The 19142-nt window shown below is 37.1% G+C and carries 11 protein-coding genes; all 11 read right to left on the minus strand.

The genetic code is table 11. The annotated features are described in order from the left end of the window. Positions 1-29: 29 nt before the first annotated feature. Positions 30-7250 (minus strand): PA14 domain-containing protein, encoded by a 7221-nt coding sequence (locus LAV82_RS23160; RefSeq protein WP_499716988.1) that lies wholly within the window; start codon positions 7248-7250, stop codon positions 30-32. 11 nt (positions 7251-7261) lie between these two features. Beyond that, positions 7262-8719, minus strand: coding sequence for a low copy number virion structural protein (locus LAV82_RS23165; protein WP_499716989.1), 1458 nt, complete (start codon positions 8717-8719; stop codon positions 7262-7264). Positions 8720-8811: 92 nt separating this feature from the next. Further along, positions 8812-9381 carry a hypothetical protein gene (locus LAV82_RS23170; protein WP_499716990.1) on the minus strand — a complete coding sequence of 190 codons (570 nt, stop codon included), beginning with the start codon at positions 9379-9381 and terminating at the stop codon, positions 8812-8814. Positions 9382-9537: 156 nt separating this feature from the next. Then, positions 9538-9984 (minus strand): hypothetical protein, encoded by a 447-nt coding sequence (locus tag LAV82_RS23175; RefSeq protein ID WP_499716991.1) that lies wholly within the window; start codon positions 9982-9984, stop codon positions 9538-9540. Between the two features lie 12 nt (positions 9985-9996). Next, positions 9997-10602, minus strand: a complete 606-nt coding sequence (locus LAV82_RS23180; protein WP_499716992.1) for a hypothetical protein — start codon at positions 10600-10602, stop codon at positions 9997-9999. Between the two features lie 15 nt (positions 10603-10617). Further along, on the minus strand, positions 10618-12294 hold the full coding sequence (locus LAV82_RS23185) for a discoidin domain-containing protein (protein WP_499716993.1): 1677 nt from the start codon (positions 12292-12294) through the stop codon (positions 10618-10620). After that, positions 12295-13764, minus strand: a complete 1470-nt coding sequence (locus LAV82_RS23190; protein ID WP_499716994.1) for a hypothetical protein — start codon at positions 13762-13764, stop codon at positions 12295-12297. A gap of 32 nt (positions 13765-13796) precedes the next feature. After that, entirely contained in the window at positions 13797-16724 is a 2928-nt protein-coding gene (locus LAV82_RS23195) for a hypothetical protein (RefSeq protein ID WP_499716995.1), read from the minus strand. A 25-nt stretch (positions 16725-16749) separates the two neighbouring features. Then, positions 16750-17838, minus strand: coding sequence for a discoidin domain-containing protein (locus LAV82_RS23200; protein ID WP_449305755.1), 1089 nt, complete (start codon positions 17836-17838; stop codon positions 16750-16752). A gap of 1 nt (position 17839) precedes the next feature. After that, positions 17840-18544 (minus strand): hypothetical protein, encoded by a 705-nt coding sequence (locus LAV82_RS23205; protein ID WP_499716996.1) that lies wholly within the window; start codon positions 18542-18544, stop codon positions 17840-17842. An 11-nt stretch (positions 18545-18555) separates the two neighbouring features. Then, positions 18556-19098, minus strand: a complete 543-nt coding sequence (locus LAV82_RS23210; protein WP_449305757.1) for a hypothetical protein — start codon at positions 19096-19098, stop codon at positions 18556-18558. Positions 19099-19142 lie beyond the last annotated feature (44 nt).

Consider the following 19142-nt stretch of genomic DNA (forward strand, 5'->3'; position numbering starts at 1 on the left):
TCCTTCATCCACTAAAAGTGAGGGGGAACTTATCCCCCGATTACTTTTAGATGAACATAATTTGCTGCCTCTTCAAAAACCATGTCATAAGAAGCTTTAATCATAATATTACCGTGCTGTTCTTTTTCACCAGATACCTTCACATGGATTTGTCCATATGCATCAGTAGAGTAAGTTTGAGAAGAAGTAACACCTTTTGAATCTCTCTTCTCCACTTTAATCACTTTACCTTTGCTTGCAGGATTCCATTTAGCGTCCCTAAGCGTGATATCAATCGTCACTTCATCTTTAACGCCACCTAGTAAAGATAGCTTCGGAGCAACCATTTCTACATACATGCGTTCCTTTTTGTTTTGAATATAGTAATTCAGGATTTCCTCCTTCACAATATCCTCGCAACGAACTTGGTAAGTAGATACCTTTTGCTTAGTAGGAACCGGCTTATCGTAGAAGTAAACCTCACCAGCAGCATTTGTTGATAGTTTAGACTTCACTAAGCTTCCGTCTCTATAAATATCAACTAATTTATTTGGTGTTGGATTACCGTACTTATCTACAACTTTCACTGTAAGTAAAACGTATTCTTTTCCTGAGCTAGATAATGTCTTTTCAGAAAGGTACACATTCAGATCTTTTACATCTTGTTCACCGCTTTCTGAAATATAAAGAAAGCCCGTATGATTATGGTTCAAGATTGGATTAAAGACTACCTCACTAGCTCTATAGAACGGTGTCTGTTTCGCTGCTTCATAAATGATTTCCATATCTGTCATCTTAGAAGCAGTGTAGTTTGAGTGCAGTCTAATTTTCGCTGTATCTGAATTAACTATTCCATTAACAGAATTAGAGTTCATATCTATATAGTAACTGTAATGAAGTTTGTAACGCACTTCAATTGTATCTTCAAAAGGAATCTCTTCCATAAACTCAATAAAGGATTCTTCCTCATTGAAAATAAAGTCACCTGCAGATAACGTAATTCCATTTTTCTTCACTTTAAGAGTAGCCTTATCTATGCCCTTGTAATTCAAGTAATATTTAGCATAACTGTTGCCGTTAAATACTTCTTTGTTTTCAAGGGTTAGATTCCAGTTATCATCATAAAATGTTACCTTGCGAAGGTTATTGCCTTCGTTGTCCCTCACAATAATAGCGCTACCCTGCTGCGGTCTAGGGGAAATCGTAATTTCATTAAGAGCATTAGGTGTCTTTGTTTGCACAGTTTTCTGAGCATACAGATAGTTTTCACGCTCCTCATGATAATAATATCCGTTATGAATGCGAGGATTCCAAGGAAGCGGTCTTGCTTTCTTAACCTGTGCATATAACTTGTAACCTAAATATGGCGTTAGATAGTTAGGAGAAATACGCTCGTATTTTTTACCAGGCATTGCCCAACGCAACTCAATCATTGCTTGACCTACATTTTCAAAATAGTGAGCATTAATCGGATACCACTTACCGCCTTCTAAGTGCACAGACCCATCATACGACGAGTACGGATCTTCAGATATTTGCCAATTTCCAATTACTATTTTTCTATCTACCCATAATCGGAAGCCATCATTCACTTTTACATTGAATCGATATAATCCTGTAGCAGGTGCATAGATGTATCCATTCCACGTAATTGTGAAACCATCAGTAGGCTTTGTTTCTAATGGTGGCTCTAACGGTGGTATTTCAGGCTTAGGAGGCGTAGCAACTGGCTTCTCTAAAGGTTCCCCTAATGGTGGATTCTGTCCACGTACTGTAGCGTATAACTTAGATGGACCAAACTTTGTCATCTTTGGTTTAGTCTCCGCTTTCCATTGAGCAATACGACACATTAGATTAATCCATATCTTCATTTCGTTATCACTAAGTTGCTGATTAAAGGAGCCATCGCATCTATAAAGACTATCTCCAGCTTCTGAATAATACACGTTGTTAATGTATGACAACCAAGCTCTATCTTCATGAGTGAATTTATAAATAGGAGAACCACCACTAATTTGGTTCCAGTGCGATACACTAGTTGTAACTTCTCCTGCTAAATCGTATGGATAATTAAAGGTATCATCTACTCGTTTGATTTTATTCCCACGTGTAAATGGAACACCTGTAGATAGCGTGAATCCAAATTCCCCAAGCAATTCTTTAAAACGCTTAATTGGTGAGACTACACCTGTATCATGAGTCATGACTACAACCTTATCGGAAGCATATTTAAACTCACGGATAAAGTCCATCATTTCATCACTAACAATGTCAAAGTTAGCATTGCAATCGGCAGGTGTGAACGTAATAACATCGAAGTCTTCTACTTTATATTTGTTCCAGTTTGAATAAATATCTTGTGTAATGACAATCTCTTTAGAGATATCGAAATCACCAAACTTCCGCACTGCTTCTTGAATAGATGTTCTACCTTGTGGGTTTGGCGCTAGCACATCAGGTGTTAATTCTAGTACACGAATGCGCTGGAACTCTTTGAAGTATACCTCATAGTCACTTTTGTCTTCCGTAATAAAATATTCTGTTGATACAATTTGATATTTTTGAATACCTGCTTTTGATAAGAAGTAATTAATATCATTATTAAACTTCACTTCCATATCAGTTGGATCAATCTCAAGATCTATCATAAACTTGTTAGGGTCTGTAATTACAGGACGGTCTTTTGTTACCTCATATGGCTTACGGAAGGAAGGATAATCCTTATACGTCACACGCTTATATGTCTGCATCCAGAAGTCCCAGAAATACGTATTAGGATTGGATCGAGTAATTGGTCCCCATGCTCCTTTTTTGTATGACTCATCCTTTGCTTGTAACTTCAATCGATTATCGACATACACTTTGAACTCACTGCCGATTGCAGAAATGTGGATTCGATGATCATATAATATTCTGTTTGGAGTAGTTGAGCCTGTTGAATTAGGATCCCACCACTCTGGATCATGAGCTAATTGAACTTTTGAGAATTTCAAAGGTGTTGTCGTACCGATAGCTTCAGGGTTTGTGCATCGTACTTTATAAATAGCCATACCATAAACACCTGCTCCACCGCTATCCCATTCAAATGTATAGCCCGACATAATTGTTGGGTCCCATCTAAATGTCATACCATACATATCATTATCCCAATCAGTCTCTGACCTCGCTGTTAAGGCAACTTCATAGTCGGTAATATCAACATGCTTAGGATTATACCAACCTGAATATGGAGTCTGATTGATTTTATTTGTCACTCGTGTAAATCCTGCTTCTGGTGGCCCATGCCAATCTCCCATTCCTTCTGTCCATTCGCCTGATTCTTTTAATCCTTGCTTATTAGGGTCTTGATCCCACTGTTTCCATTCACCTGTGAAGTTAGTAATATCCACTGGAGCGGCAATTGGATAAACAATCTCCATATCTACATTAAATTTAAAATTCATTTCATCAGGGTACCAGTACTTAGCTGAGAAGTCAGCGCTCGCCTTTGTTGTTGTTGTTGGAATCAACTTTTGAGGAGCGTTGTATCCCCAGTTGAAGCAAAAAGAGCCTTCATAGTAAGGGTCATTGTAGTTTGGGTTTGAACTTTGACTAGGAGCATCCTCTTGGAAATCCAGCTGTGAATATTTCTTGTCACCTAAGTAGTTTTGACGAGTAGGATCATGAAGGTCATTTAAGTCATACGACTGAATCTTTACCCAATCATGCAAGAATAGCTTCTCCTTACTAATCGTCATGGTTCTTTTATTAAAGCTGTAATATTGAGAATCGATTAATTCATCATTTACATAAACTTCAATATGACTACCCAATCCATCTGCTTCTAGATAGAATTCGTTCTCGATGTCTCCCGTACTATAGCGAATAATAAGGGTTCCTGGCATAAGACCAGTTCCTTTGAGTTTTATCTTCCCATCTTCAAGTATCCAACCATTTGTTGAACTCTCCTTGATAAGGTTTTTATCAATCTTTACATCAAGGATTTTGTATTCCAGGTCTGACTTTATAGGAATCTCAATGCGATCCATATAGTTTTCAATTGTGTAGGTTTGCAGCCATTCCTTGTAATCACCCTTCACTTGAAACGAGTCTTCGTAAATGTTGGCTGATAACGGGAATTGGTAGTAAGTTCCGAGAAGTCCGTTCTTCGGTCCCTTGTCTTCTTCAATCCAAATCTTCACAAAAGGATTGTTACTTGTTACTTCAATTCGCTCAATTGTTGTATCATCAGGGTCGTAATCTGCACTTACTGCTGAACTTGTAGGGTCTAAATCTAAAGGACTATCAATTTGTGTGATATCTTGCATGGTAGCTTGATATTCAGGCTTTGCTGCCACCCACTTTGAATACCAATCTGTATACCATATATGAGCATCCATGTGATTAGTATAGAAATCTACAAGCTTGCCATCAGAGTGAAGCTTATAGCGTACACGAGGGAAATCAGGAAACTCTACGTCATACATATCGATGAATGGTCCTTCTAATGTATCCGCTATTAAATTCTCAGGGAAAAAGACTACTTGAGTCGATACATTAACCATATCGGCTTTTCCTGCTCCAGCTCCCCAAAATGGACGCTTTCCATTTAGTTTGCCATATCCAATGTACTTACCAGAAGACCAAGGTATATTTCGTGGGTCTTCTTTACAGTGAATCACTACTCGATCATTATCGTTTGATGTCATGATAACAGGCATACCTACTTGTCCTACCTTCGCAAGGCTTTCAGGTGACTTATCAACTGTCTCAGTTGTGACTGTAGGTTTGCTTTCAAACCAAGCTACAACGTCAGAGTTGTTATCGAATGCGTCTAGCAGATAGTGAACCACTTTAAAACTATCAGGCATACGTTCGGAAGTTCTTGTTGGATGAAAGAAATGTTCAGGCGCCGGTGGGATATCCCATATAATATCAACATCACTCGTAACGATTCCTTTGTTTAAAATATCAGCAGGAAACTTAGCCTTATACCATTCTTTTGTTCGTGCCATTACTTTTGTACCTGCAGGAGCGTTTGCTAAGTCCTTGCGGCCAACCCATTTTACTTCATCGTATGCAGGGTTAATAGTAGCCTCAATAGGAATCAGCTTATAAACAGTCCACTTATTAGCAGTGAAGGATTTTAACGGTTCAAAGATTGTCCAGCCCTTGTAAGCATAAAGCTTCTCTTCAAACAGCTTCTCAGTAGTTGTTAGTGGGAATTCACAGCTCCACATAACTAATTTCTTTCCGTCAAAATCGAAGTCATCCCAACATGTAATAACAGGCTTTTCTTCAGGAGGGGCCACAGGTTCAATTACACATCCCTCAGACGGCTGTTCCTCTTCAGGAAGATCAGGTGGCGGCTTCTTAACAGGCTTCAATAACTCATAGCTTGTTTTTCTGTTTGTAAGGTCACTTCGATTAAAGAACTTCTTGTAATCGTCCTTAAATACTTTTGCTATATCATCAAATACAAGTAAACCTGTTCTGTAGTCCCTATTGTCAGGTGTAACTTCTACAATGCCACAGCGAACATAACACTCACTGTATTTCTCACCCGCATCTTTAGGGTTGGAACTATAAAGCGTAATCGGTCCAGTATTTGTGTGAATCGCTATTTTACCAGCTTTCTGGTCTTTCACACTACTTGTTATAGACTCTAAGACTAAATCTGAAATGCCTGTTTTTTCACGAATGTAGCTTTGAGCATTTGATGTAAGCTTTTCATTGGCTATTCCATCATAAGTGAGCCAACCGGTTCGAGGATAACGTCCTGAATAACTCTTCCAAGTAGTATAGTCTTTTGCTTGAACAACAATACTACTCCTCAATCCGTTGACCTTAATTGATCCATTCGCAGGATTTCGTATGTTACTTGTTATATCTAGTATGTTAACCCTATCAGCTGATACACCTGAAGGGAGCTTCTGCTTAAAACTATCGGAACGCTTTACATATGTAATAGAATGGTCAGCAATTCTCTTAAAACTATCACCAGAGGAATTCCATCCTGACTCTGGAATACGTCCTTTTATAATCTTTTTCTCAATAATCTCAATGCCATGAAATTCTACTGATTGAGACACGTTGAACATACCAAAAGTTCCATGATCCCAGTCAGCATTAAAATTAAACATCAATTCTTCTGAACCTGACGATGATGTGCGTCCATAGATTTTTACATTCTTGCCTGTTGTAACTACACGAATGCGGTGCATGCTGTTCATGACCCAGCCTTTGCCTGAGCTTTTATCGGCAACATTTACTCGTCTAATTACACCATTTGTTACTTTATAAATTCTACGGTGCTTCTTCCCCCAACCGCTATTGTTACAATAGTTTACCCATTGAGCATGTGTTGGTGGGCTTCCTGCAGCTGTCACAGATCGATCAACATATTCATCTTTCATAGAAAAGATATTGATACCATCTAGATTATTCCCTGCACGAGAAGAACCCCAAATTCGCTCATCAGACTCCCACATCATCATGTAGAAATTACGATTATCTTTTGCTTGGAATATCAGTCCTACAATATCATCGTCCCATTTTCCTGCGCTATAGAATCTATGAGTACTCCAATTGTATCTTTTTGTATTACCAAAAATTCCTGCACCGTTATTTAAGATAGGCTTAAATGTAAAAGATGCCTCATATGCATTCCATGAATACATGTTCTTTCCATCTTCATCTTTTTTGGCAATCGTTCCAGAGAAGAATGAGCGGTTAAGTGCATCATCTACGTGACCGCTATTCATCCTCCAAGTTGTTTGCCCATCATTATAGCCAATGTATTGTCCACGAGTATTAGTGAAAAGGTCTTTAACGTCACCATGGTTTTTTACTGTGTACTCGCCTTCCCAGTTTACAGCATACTCAGCGGTACGTTTATCTTTCTTTCCTGTATGCCCTTTGTAGTTAAAGGCATACTCCATTTTTCTTTTGATTACTTCTGCCTCAAAGCAGGCTTTAGCTTCCCATAGTCGCTGTACTGGAGATTCTTTTGACTCTTCAATACGATAAGAAAGTATTTTCTCAGGGTGAGCATTGATATCATACTTATAATCTTTCTCGTTATATGTCTCAAGAGTTTCACCTTTATAGCTAATGCCATATTGAAATGGAACTTCAGGGTAAACCATTAGGCTATGGCGTTTCTTTCCTCTAAGGCGAGCAGCATATTGAAAATCCTCAGTTACATCTTCAACTACAGGACGCTTTACAAACAAATCATCGTTGTCGCCTATACCAGAATGAATGGCATTTCGCTCCCTTGTTTTACTCATTAAGTAACCTCCTATCTTTCAGATTCAAACACATAGTCTTTCCATACTTCTATATTGGAGTCCCATATGTTAGGAACATATCCTAGACCTGTAAACTGTTTGTCGATGGTATCCCAAAATCCTTCATCCCATCTAAAGCGGTCCCACATTACAGGGGCTACTGTATTTATATATTCGACCCACTTTAATAGTGTTGGAGTTGCTTGACCATCTTCTTCAAACATCATATGGTAAAGCTCTCTATCGCTCTTTTCATACAGCTGATATTTTTCTATTCCAGCAATGAAACTCACCGTATGGCTTACACCTTTTTTTAGTGCATAGATACGGATGTTTCCCATCTCATCTACTGAATACTGATCGTCTTCTAGCTGTTTATCATCTATGCGTAAACTGCGAATGTCAATTTTCTTTTGACTAGAATTTTTTAAAAACAAATCCTTTGCATCGTTAGCCCATACTAGTGATTTACCTGCAGCATCAGCACGAGTAACCATATTTAGTTCTCTTGCTATTCCGTTGGTTAATCCAATATCATGTGTTCCAGATGGATATCGAAACACATCTAAGATGCGATCCTTAAAGTTTTGATTCTTTTCTAAGTGAAGTCGCTCCACACCTAGTAGTAGACCGAACTCGTCAAATGTATTCCAGATGTGGTAATCAACCGGTATTAATGCATTTGTTGTTGTTTTACCGTCTCTGGTGATATTAACTACAATTTTGCCATACGATTTTATGGTGTAAAATTTGGAGTCTTGATAGTCAACAATTCCACCATCATTGGCATCGTTGTAAAAAAACTCTTGGAGTGATTCTAAGATCGGTACATCTACCATTGTAGAACCTGAAGCTCTGAGAAATTTTAATTCATCTGTTGAAGTCACAGTCGGAAGCTGATACATCTGAATCCAGTCTAATACAGCAACATCAGCAGTGCTTATGTACTTTTGCTCATGTATCCATTCTAAATAGTTTTGAATGGTTTCTAATTCTATTCCAAAGTAGTTCAGAAAAAGTTGTCCTGTACTTTCCTTTGACTGTCTAATCTTTGTCCAGTTAGGATATTCATCTGCTATTCGTTGAGTAAATGTAGAATACCAATAGTAGTTAATAAAAACAGTAAACACACCAATAGCATTAGATGTAAAATCCAATGTCTGTTGCTTTCTGTTTATCGTATGCGGAATCACAATCCAATCTTTCTTGATAGAATCATACTGACAGATTACAGCATGCTCAAGATGACTTTTCGTTAAGCGATTTGCATACTTTATTTTTACTTTAATGGTTTGGTTTACTGTAGCAGAACTCATATGAAATTGAAGACGTGTTGGCTGATAGTCGCTATAACTTGGTTTATTAATTGTAAGGTTCTCATAGTTAAAAGCATTCTCAAACCCTTGTCGCCAAGTCAATAAGGACGTGCTTTCAATCCATATATCCTCATGGTTAACCGTATAAGCCATGGAGATCCACTCCTTAATGTAATGCATTACAGATAGTATAACATAAAAAAAGCACAACGAGTATAGTACTCATTGTGCCATTTCTCTAAAAATTATAGAGAGTTGTCGAATGCAGTGATTACGTAGAAGTAAGTAGTACCGCCAACAACAGAAGAATCTTCGAAAGTAGTTTCTTCAGGTGCCGCTACACCAATCTTCTCATAACCAGAGCCATCAACTTCTGAACGATATACATTATAACCAGCAAGGTTTTCGTTCAGTTTTAGATCTGCTTCATTCTTAACTGACATCCAGTTAAGGTTGATTGCATGTTCTGTAGCAGCTGCACTTAAATCAGTTGGTACAGAAGGAACAGTTTTCACAGCAAGATCAGCAGACTTTTCACCTTCGTTAGGTGTAGGCTCTCCATCAAATGCTGATACAGCATAGATAAAGCTTGCGCCATCTTTAGCAGTAGTATCAACATATGTTAATTCATCTCCAGCAACTGAACCTACTAAACTAAATGCATCGCCTGCATTAGCTTTACGATAGATTTTGTAACCAGAAAGATCAGAAAGCTCTGAGCTATCAGCATTAGTTGTTACAGCAGCCCAAGAAAGGTTTACACGACCTTGCTCAACTGTGAAGTTAAGACCAGTAACCTGAGCTGGTGCTAGCAAGTCAGCATCACGCATTGCGCTGACCTGATTAGAATATTGGGATTCTAAAAATGCCATGTTTGGTTCACTCCTTATAAAATTAATAAGAGCTATATGCCCTGTTATTTAATTCTAAGACTAAAGCATTAAAATAACAAAGCTCATTCTTGAAAGGTATTACAGTTCTCCCATCGTCTCACGCTTTCTATTAATGTGTTCTTCACGATTTCGTAGAATTTCTTCTGATTTCGTTTCAGCATACTTCATGTAATCAAGCAGCCACTCTGATTTATCAATAGCACTGTTAGTGATTTCATGACGATTCATCATTTGAGTTAGGCTTTCTTCAATGAATTTCTCATCTTCACTTAAAGCCATTCCATTCATTTTCTTGTTTGCTACTCGCATGAATCCAAATAAAATGAATTCTAATACTGATGCACCTTTATGCGGATCTACATTCTCACATGCCATTTCAAACAAGATTTCATTTACTTGTGATTGCTCTTCTGGTGATAGTTCCTGAAAGTTAGTGGCATTAATTTCACCTGAGCGGATACGTGTTTCTAATGTTGCCTGCTGCTTGATTTCATCTGATACAAGGCTAATACGTTCTCTTGCCATATGTATTCCTCCTTAAGCCCATGTTAGAGCGTAGTTTAGTAACGTCGTTCCAGTAGGTAGCTCTGCTTTTAGTCGAAGTTTCTTGTTCTGTGGACTTATAAAGTCTGTAAAATAAAACAAAGAGTTTGGTATAATTTGTTCCCATGTTATTCCATTGTCACGAGAAATGTAATATTTTCCTGTTATATTACTGGTTTGAAATGACTCATCTACATTTAATACTACTTTACTTGGTATAACATCTGTTATTTCTTCTTTAGTTACGATGCTTCCATTTTTTAAAGAGCCATTTACAGTATCATGCGTGTAACCAGAAGACTTACTAGTATCAATGCCGCTTAAATCTAATAAATCATCAAAGATCATATTATGCATCTTATACTTTGTTGTATTAGCAATTGCATTTAACTTAGCATGAGCCTTCATAATATTCACTGCATCATTGATAATCAGTTTATTAGCAAGTGAGTTAACATTTTCTATTGCTTCTTCCAGGGAGTCAATACGAGCACGAACATGAGGGTGTGCTCCCTCAACGCCTGTGCCTAATATGTCTTTTCTTAAATTCGCTTCTTCTTTAGCAGACTTGTTTCCAATGCCATATGAAACGATATCCATCTATTGTGAACCTCCTTATATCCATGAGTATGAAAGCGCCTGTAACTCTTGGCCATTTGATAGGACTACTTTTACTCTTAACTGTTTATCTTCAGGCAAAGTTGATAAGTCTGCAAGCTCATCATGCTTAATCTTCTGCCAAGTAACTCCGTCATCACGAGACACATAAAGGTCAGGGCTCTCAGCTTCCAATAAAGAATACAATACTGAAAGACTCTCTACTTCAGGAGTCATCGTGTATAGTCGCTCATTAACTGTTACAGAACGTATCTCTACAGCGTTTGTTGTATTCGCTTGTCCTAAATAAAATGCCATTCTTATCTTTCCATTCGGACATAGTGATTTGAGCTGTTCTTTAGATAGGCTATTAAATTCTGAGACAGAAAAACCATTCGATTTAAAGCTACTTAAATCATTGGTATCAAAAGTTGATATGCCTGTCCAGTTCTCTCCACTATCCCCACTAAGTGCAATCTTTAAATCATTATCACTTTGGTTCACTACTGCATCAATGCTTACGCTTTCTAATTCTTTTACTTCAATATCTTCTTGTGCTATTAAGAGTTGAGGTAATGGAGCAGCAGTTAAGTTTAGACTTCTATTAGCATTCTCTTTATCTGTCCAGCACAATAGTTCAGGCTCATCAGATATTAGTTGCTGTATAGCTTCATTAGTAACAATAGATAAGTCAGTCATACCATCAGTGTCAAACATAGTTTTTGTGGCAGGAGTTTGTCCTACTTCTATCCACTGTGGAGGATACGATATAACCTTGTCTACTAATTCCATCATCTCGACTTCTCCTATATACCAAACTCCTTTTTTATCTTGCTCTGTAGGCTTTATTCGCCAATATCGTGATGAAACAGAAGCTGGTAGTTCTATAATTGACTTCGAAAGAGGATCCACTTTATATGTGTCCCCTACATCAATCCAATTTGATTTGTCATCACTTCTTTGAATTTTAACAACTGTAGCAGAACCTCCTGACCCACCTGGATTCTGATAAAGTGTAACCTTCCTGATATGTCTTTTTATATTTGTTCCAAAATCATAACCAATATGAGCTGTCACAGGATCATAGCTATCTGCCGCAACAGTTGATAGGTCATTATCAAAAGCATTCTTCAGAGGGTAGTTATACCATTGAGTATAAATAAATGGGGTTCCTCCTATACATACATCATCTGAATATTCTTGAGCAATTGTATTCGCTGGTTTATAGTACTTCTTAATCTCTTCTCCATCTTGGAAGAGATATTTGTTAAGAGGCGGAGCAATTTCTTTTTTTACATAATAAAACCCATCTGTATGCTTTCCATCGTCAGGATATGTACCATCAGTGGCAGTAACTGTTTCTATAAAATCTTTTTTAGTAGCTTCAAAACTCCTAGATAAATCATAGGTTGTAGCTTTTAAGTTCATGCTGTCTGCCCTACCTGTAGGTATTAATGCTGTTGCCTTTCTTAGTGTACTATTATTCGTTGTATACTGACTATAAACAATTGTATTATATGGAACATTTGAAATACTATAAGTGGTACCTGACACGGTGTACCCTACGGAATTACTGTAAGATAGAGTTCTATAAAAAGTCCATCCACCGCTAAATTCGGTGGCAATTTCTTTTGATTTTATTTCAGGTGTCCACTGGTCTATAGAAGTATACTTATCATAAAGGTACATTGTCATTTAAAACACCTCTACTTTCTCAATACTATTGAAGCTTGCTTTAGCAATTCCTTTTCTTAATAGCGTTCCATCTTCAGTAAAGGAGATATCTACTTCCATAGATTCAGTGTAAAGTGTCTTCATCTTAGCTACTCCATCGAATAGTATCTTATCGTTTTCTTGAAAGGTATTACGTTCTGCTTCTGTAAAGTCATATGCCAATCTTTCTTTGACTTCTCCATCTGAAGCTAAGACTACTTTGACTTTTATGTATCGTCCCGAGGGAGAAGCTAACGTCCCGTCTGTATTTACAGGAAGATATGTAGAGAAAGATTGTCCATCTTGTGAAGTTGAAGTATAAATTGATACAGAAGTGTTATTAGCTGTATTAGCAATGGTTTCGACTTTCAGTGTTTCTTTGAAATTGCTTCCGAGATCTACAATAGAAGACTCATAATTACCTGGAGAAGTATAGGTGTTTACTTTACCTAATCCATACATCTCAACCTTTGTAAAGCCTACTTGAGAGCTTCCATTATATCCTGTAAAGTTTGAAAGCTTGTAAAAGCGATATGCTTTGTTATTTTCAAAAGTATGCTCCTTAAATGCTAAAGCTGCTTGATCACCACTATACAAGGTGTCATATGCAACGTTATCAACAGAGCCAGATATAGTGAATTTTTTTAATTCGTAGTAGGTACCATTAAAATTGTACCTATCTGCACCGTATATTTTTAATTTATTAATAACTTGTTCGTTACCTTGCATAAAGTCTAGAATAATATAGCTAACACCTGAAGCACAATACTTAGTAGTCTTATCGTTGAATGCATTCCATACTGTACTTTGTGAGACATTAGCTGAAATAGGATAAGGCGATGAGGATAAATCTGTCCCTTGTATCCGGTTTTCATCAGATGGACCTAATGTGGAACCTGTTAACACAAGTTTTATTTTATTATCAATTATTTCCGTCCTATTGAATTCACCATTATTCAAGTCAATATCTTTATTTGATGAGGTTTGTTCATTAAAAGCCAATGAAACAGCAACCTTTTGAGGAATCTCTTGAACAGTTTCATTTACCGTCACAACTTCTGAATTCAAAGATGCATTTACTTGCTTAACTTTCTTACCTGCAGCATCTAATACATAGTTCGAAGACTTAGTCGAATCAATTCCCGAAGCATCTGCAAAGTCATCAAAGATCATATCTTTTAACTTATACTTATTCTGATTGAGTAATGAGTTAACACGTAAGTTATGCTTGTTTAAGTTGATAGCAGTACTTGCTTCTAAATCGGATACATGTTTTTTTAAGATGTGATCGGGGGCGTTTTTCTCTAATTCTCCCAGTCTTTCTTTGACAGTAGAATAATCCCCACGTACATCTTTGTCTCCTGACTCTGTGCCTTCCATGCCAAGCCTATCTTTTATTTTCTTAATAGCTGGCTTCGTTTTCATTGCTTTTTGATATGCTATGATATCCATCTTTTCACTTCCTTACTATGGTGCAAGGGCAATTAAGCCCATGCATAAGATAGTCCTGTAATTGTTGAAGTTGTAGAATTAAGATTAATTTTAATCTTCAACTGATTTCCTTCAATTTTTGAAAGGTCATTCACTGCATTGATTTCACTATTATACCAAGTTTGTCCCCCATCTAAGGAGTACTCTATCGAACAAAATTCAGATTCCATACGAAGGATTAATTGAGTTGGCGAATAAGAGATGTTTTCTGATTGTGTTTCTAAAACACCCAACCCTGAGTATGTTTTATTTGTGGAAGAGTAAGTAATGTCCCCCTGAGTAATTGCCATACTATCATCTTCAAATGTATCAACAACTAGGTCATGTAAAGTATATTTTGATGCTTGCATAAGTGCATTCGTCTTAAATTGTAGCTTCATTAAATTGATAGCATTCATTTCCTCTAAATCTTTTAAGCGGCCTTCTATTGTAAGCTCGTCATAAGTAATGCTTATTTTATCAAGTGAAGGTGTTTGGATAGATGAAGGTTGCTTCCGTACAGATACAGAGTCCACTTTCCCTTCATTTTCAATATAATAAGCTAAACGAATATTATCTCCAATGAGTGCCCACATCTCTTTTGTCAAGGCATTAAAGGCAGCTACAGTCATTCCTTTAGATTTAGTTTCTTCTAAGTTAGCGTTAACCTCCACCCATTGTGAATCATAGGTTTTCCATGTAACCCCACCGTCACCTGATGCGATTATCTTTATTCCATCGGCAGCACCTGTGATTGTTAAGTCTTCAACAACAGAGAAGTCAGTTTCTGCAAATACAAGTTGAGGATAAGGAATAGCTTGTACTCTTGCCGCTTGACTGCCTTCAACTAAATTTGTGTATGTTACAACTTTAAAATCATTACGTAATGCATTCCATGCCTCACTAGGTACACTTCTTAAATCTTTCATTCCCTGCTCTGTAAATAATTCAACTGCAGGCAGCTCTTGTGATACAGACTCCCACATATCTCCTTCTATTGTACCAGTATATTTCTTATATTCCTGATCCTCATAGATAAATGAATAATTTTTTAAAACAAAGTTTGTTTCAATTTCTAAAACTGGACGGAAACCATAGGCCGAACTATACCCGCCACTTGGGGCAGTAAATAGGTTTGAGACTGAACTTGATCCTCCCCTCAACACCTTAGCCGAAATGCTGGAAGAAACAGATGAAGTTGATGTCCAACTGCCACTCTCTTGCCAATTCCATATGCTGTTATCCCCTGGCTGGATTGCACCATTAAGGGAAGAAGCTACAATCCAATTATCCCATTCATTATCTTTGTCAGATGCTGTTGTACCACCCGTCAGAAGCCTAATTGTAAATGTGTATGTATCAATTTTTTCATACATATCCATTTCAAAGATTGAAATGTTCGAACCACCATTGTTTGCTTTAATATTTAATCTATAAAAAGTGTAAGGCTTCTCATTGCTAAAATTGAAAATCTTTCTACTATAAGGTATCCAATCCGTTATGTCTGTTTGTTTATCCAAAATGTCCCAGTTTAAATTATCATTTGATCCTTCAAATTGCCACTCTCTAGGCGTTTCGGACATGTATGTATTCGTTGCATCATTTTGTACCATAAGCGAATAAGAACCTATTAATGTAGGTGAATTAAATTGATAACCTATAAAAGACGCTATCGTTGCAGACTGCCATTTAACTTTAACCGCAGTTGATAAAATTTTATCAAATGCTCTCCATGCATAATTATCATTAGTATATCCACTTGAGAAGGCCTTTCCATTGGTTCCTATATCTGAACTTAGTTTAGGGATTGCACTTAAATACAGAGGTGCTCCACTACCACCAGCAATTCCTTCTGAATTTAAATTATCCCATGTAATGTTATTAGCTATATTTCTATCAGCTATTAAGATTTTCTTTCCCTTTGATGCCTGCACCATAATAAAATAAAAATCACCGTTTGGTTTTGATGCTACCTTATTTGAAATGAAACCCGCATTTTCTTTTCCTAGTCCACTAAATGAACCAAAGGCATTATTTTTTTCACAGGAATAGTTAGCTCTTATACACTTTCCCACCGTCAAGTCATGGATATTTAGGACTTCATTTATGTGAAGTAATCTGCCATTCTTATCTATATCTATAGAATCAATCGTAGCGTCCCTGGCATCATTAGCTTTAATAATAACCGTGTGCTTTCCCTCCGATAGGCCTGTTTTTTCGAATACTAACGCAGTAGTGATAACATTAGCATTATATTCTGAAAAATCATAAGAAACGCCATCGATTGTTATATTCATGTTACCTGTTCTTCCAGAGGACATCATTCCTATTATTCTTAGTTTTGATCCAGTAAAACAAAATCTAACATCATCAACGTAATTAGAGTAACTGCCGTTTGACGCACTAGCCATAGGATAGGTTGTTCGGTTTCCATAGTATATTGCCCCATCAGAGTCATCGTAACGTTTCCAGCCTGGATCAGGAGCTACAACAGCTTCTCCTATTTTTGCGGGTGTAGCTTCACCGTACACTTCTAGCTCATCTACTCCCCATGAATTGCTCCCATAGAGTGATTTGCATACAATTCTAACAGCTTGTGCCCGAACAGGATTAAATGAAAATTCCAATGACTCCTGGACTCGACTGTGAACACCTTCGTGAATAGTAACCCATTGATTGTCTACCAACCCTTGAAAATCCCACGTCTCCATATCAGTGAATGAAGTGCTTCCAAGATATAATTTATATCCATTTACAGTAAAGGTTCTTGGGAATTGTATCGCAAGATATTCTGGCAATTTGGGAGAAATGCTACTTCTAAATACTCTAGAAACATCAGATCCGTCAAATGCTCCATATTCGGAAGAATCACCTTTAGAAGATGTGACTGTATATCCATCTTGAACATTGCTTTTCATAATTGGTATTATTGTTTTGCCCATCTAAATCTACTCCTTTCAACTTACTTTATTTATCTACGTATTCAAATGCAGGACGAAATCCACTAGTATCTATCAAGCTAGATTCTGGGAAAAATAAGTTTATAGCCGATTTAGTGTATCCCCTAGCAATTCTCTTTGTAGAACTTCCTAATTCAACTGTTGGAGTATCTTGTGTTAGAGTTATTACACCTGAAATATGAAACACATCATCTAAACTTTTTCCGAATTGTATTAATGATGGAGGGAAATTGACTATGTATTTATCCCACTCATTATCAGTTGGCCATGCTCCTTTATTTTGATTAGATAGAGACTTGTTCCCACTTGCATCTGCATATGCTACTCCTCCTGTGAGGGAGCGTATGACTCCGATTATGCTCATCATTTCAATCATATTTATAGCAATTGGACCACCATTTGTTGCACTAATGTTAAAACGATAATACATAAATGACTGTGTGTTATTAACAATGTAACTTCTTTTTTCAGCGCTTCCCCATCCCGTCTGATTAGATACTGTGTGAAGTGTTACCCACACAATTCCATCATTAGAACCTTGAAATACCCAGTCTTTTATCATATTTGATGCCCAGTTTGAACCAGGAGAAGTTAGAGTGTATCTGTTTACTATCTTTGGATCAGAGAATTGATAGGAAATCCAACCCGTACTCCTATACGCTCGCCAACATTCATTCAACGAACTTGTAAGAGCTGAACCGTCAAATGCTTTCCAGGCAGGAATTGTCTCTTCACTCGCACTGGCCACACCATTAGGAGAAATATTATTATCCATAGGAGGAATAATGTTAAGATTATTTATAGGGTATCCCTGTATGTTCTTCCAAGCATTCAAAGAATCCCAACTCACTGTATGGTACCAATTACGATCTGCTACAAGTAATCCCTTTGCCACTTTAACAAAATAGAAAAAATAGTTTTGATGCGTTTTATTAGTTGTGTCAACAGCAACCCCTGATACAGGTAGTTCTGTTTTTCCAACCCTTTCACCAAATTGCCAACCTGTAGTGACATCACAGTATGCTTGTATATAATCACCGATTTCCATATCATCCACTTTTGTTCTTAGTTGTCCTGTTGTTGCAGGTACTGGCATCTCACTTCACCTCCACGGATTTCATTTTAGTAAATAGTTGCCTAGGAATAGTTGCCTTAACAACCTTTCCACCTTCTACTTCAGCAACATCCTCTGTCACATATGAATAATCTTGAGTTAATTGTAAGCTACCATTAATAGTGACAAATTTATTCAATGTCACCTTGTTGTCATTTGACTGATTAAATGAGTATGTATTTACCTCGCCGGGTATAGGTGTAGCAGACAGTTCAAACTTAAACTTTATAAACTGGCTTTGTTGTAACCGATTAGGATTGAATACTTGATAGGGCGTGAATGTCTTACCATCTGATGATGAAGCTATATAGATATCTATAAGAGTATCATTCTCAGCTATCTGCTTCTTAATATCCATTAGTGTTGTTTCATACCAAAACTCACCCAAATCAACAACTGGTGACTCATAGCTTCCTGAAAACACATAAGAGCTAATACCTTGAACTTCTTTTATCTTCTTCAATTTAATAGCACCATTATTGAGTTCAGTATTATTAAATGTTCCATTTTCTAAATTAACATCTATTGTTTTGGTTATCTGTAATTTACCGGCCTGTCCTTCTAGCCAATCAAGGCGTGCATCAACTGTTTGAAAATGTGATTCTGCTTCAGCAGCAATTATATTTTCATCCAAGTCTTTTGCTTGTTTTAATACTTTGGTTGCTTTCCCTAACGCTATAACGTCCATGCTTTCACTCCTTATACAATAGGTACTGCCGGTGTAATAGTGGTAGCTGTACTAATGCCTGTGATATCTCCATTTGTATAAGAGTATGTTTTTGTGATTTCAACCTTATCGCCATTTTGTCGAGTGTAAGTCTTCACTGAAGTGGAAATTTCACCGCTTCCATCTTGTTTGTAATTATAAATAACAGTAAAAGCCTGATCCCCCGTAGACACATGTTTTGTTACATTTCCGTCTGTGTAGGTGAAAACTTCGTTGAAGTTGCCAACTTCTAAGTCATTAAGACTGACATTGCTCAAGCTATTTTGCAGGTCAATGAGCTTTTTCTCAATAGCCTTTATTCGAGTGCCGGTACTTCCTTTGTTGTCATTGTTAAGTGAGTCTATCAGGTCTTGAATAACAGCTTTCGTGTCACCGCTCATAAGTGTGACATCTAATGCATTTAACCGGTTAAGAAGTGTAGGGAAAGTCCCTTTGTATGTTTGTAAATCTTTAATAATATCTACAATATCGTTCTCTAAATCGTATAACAAAATTTTAGTTGGAGTTTGTGCCATTTTTCGTTCTCCTTATCTTGTAGTTTGCTTTCTTAATCATATCA

The organism is Bacillus sp. ILBB4, assembly GCF_035064545.1.
GTDB lineage: Bacteria > Bacillota > Bacilli > Bacillales > Bacillaceae_H > Priestia.

Bases quoted from the DNA above. Each gene is read 5' to 3' on its own strand.
- LAV82_RS23160 (WP_499716988.1), bottom strand. From the start codon at position 7,250: ATGAGTAAAACAAGGGAGCGAAATGCCATTCATTCTGGTATAGGCGAC.
- LAV82_RS23165 (WP_499716989.1), bottom strand. From the start codon at position 8,719: ATGGCTTATACGGTTAACCATGAGGATATATGGATTGAAAGCACGTCC.
- LAV82_RS23175 (WP_499716991.1), bottom strand. From the start codon at position 9,984: ATGGCAAGAGAACGTATTAGCCTTGTATCAGATGAAATCAAGCAGCAG.
- LAV82_RS23180 (WP_499716992.1), bottom strand. From the start codon at position 10,602: ATGGATATCGTTTCATATGGCATTGGAAACAAGTCTGCTAAAGAAGAA.
- LAV82_RS23185 (WP_499716993.1), bottom strand. From the start codon at position 12,294: ATGACAATGTACCTTTATGATAAGTATACTTCTATAGACCAGTGGACA.
- LAV82_RS23190 (WP_499716994.1), bottom strand. From the start codon at position 13,764: ATGGATATCATAGCATATCAAAAAGCAATGAAAACGAAGCCAGCTATT.
- LAV82_RS23195 (WP_499716995.1), bottom strand. From the start codon at position 16,724: ATGGGCAAAACAATAATACCAATTATGAAAAGCAATGTTCAAGATGGA.
- LAV82_RS23200 (WP_449305755.1), bottom strand. From the start codon at position 17,838: ATGCCAGTACCTGCAACAACAGGACAACTAAGAACAAAAGTGGATGAT.
- LAV82_RS23205 (WP_499716996.1), bottom strand. From the start codon at position 18,544: ATGGACGTTATAGCGTTAGGGAAAGCAACCAAAGTATTAAAACAAGCA.
- LAV82_RS23210 (WP_449305757.1), bottom strand. From the start codon at position 19,098: ATGGCACAAACTCCAACTAAAATTTTGTTATACGATTTAGAGAACGAT.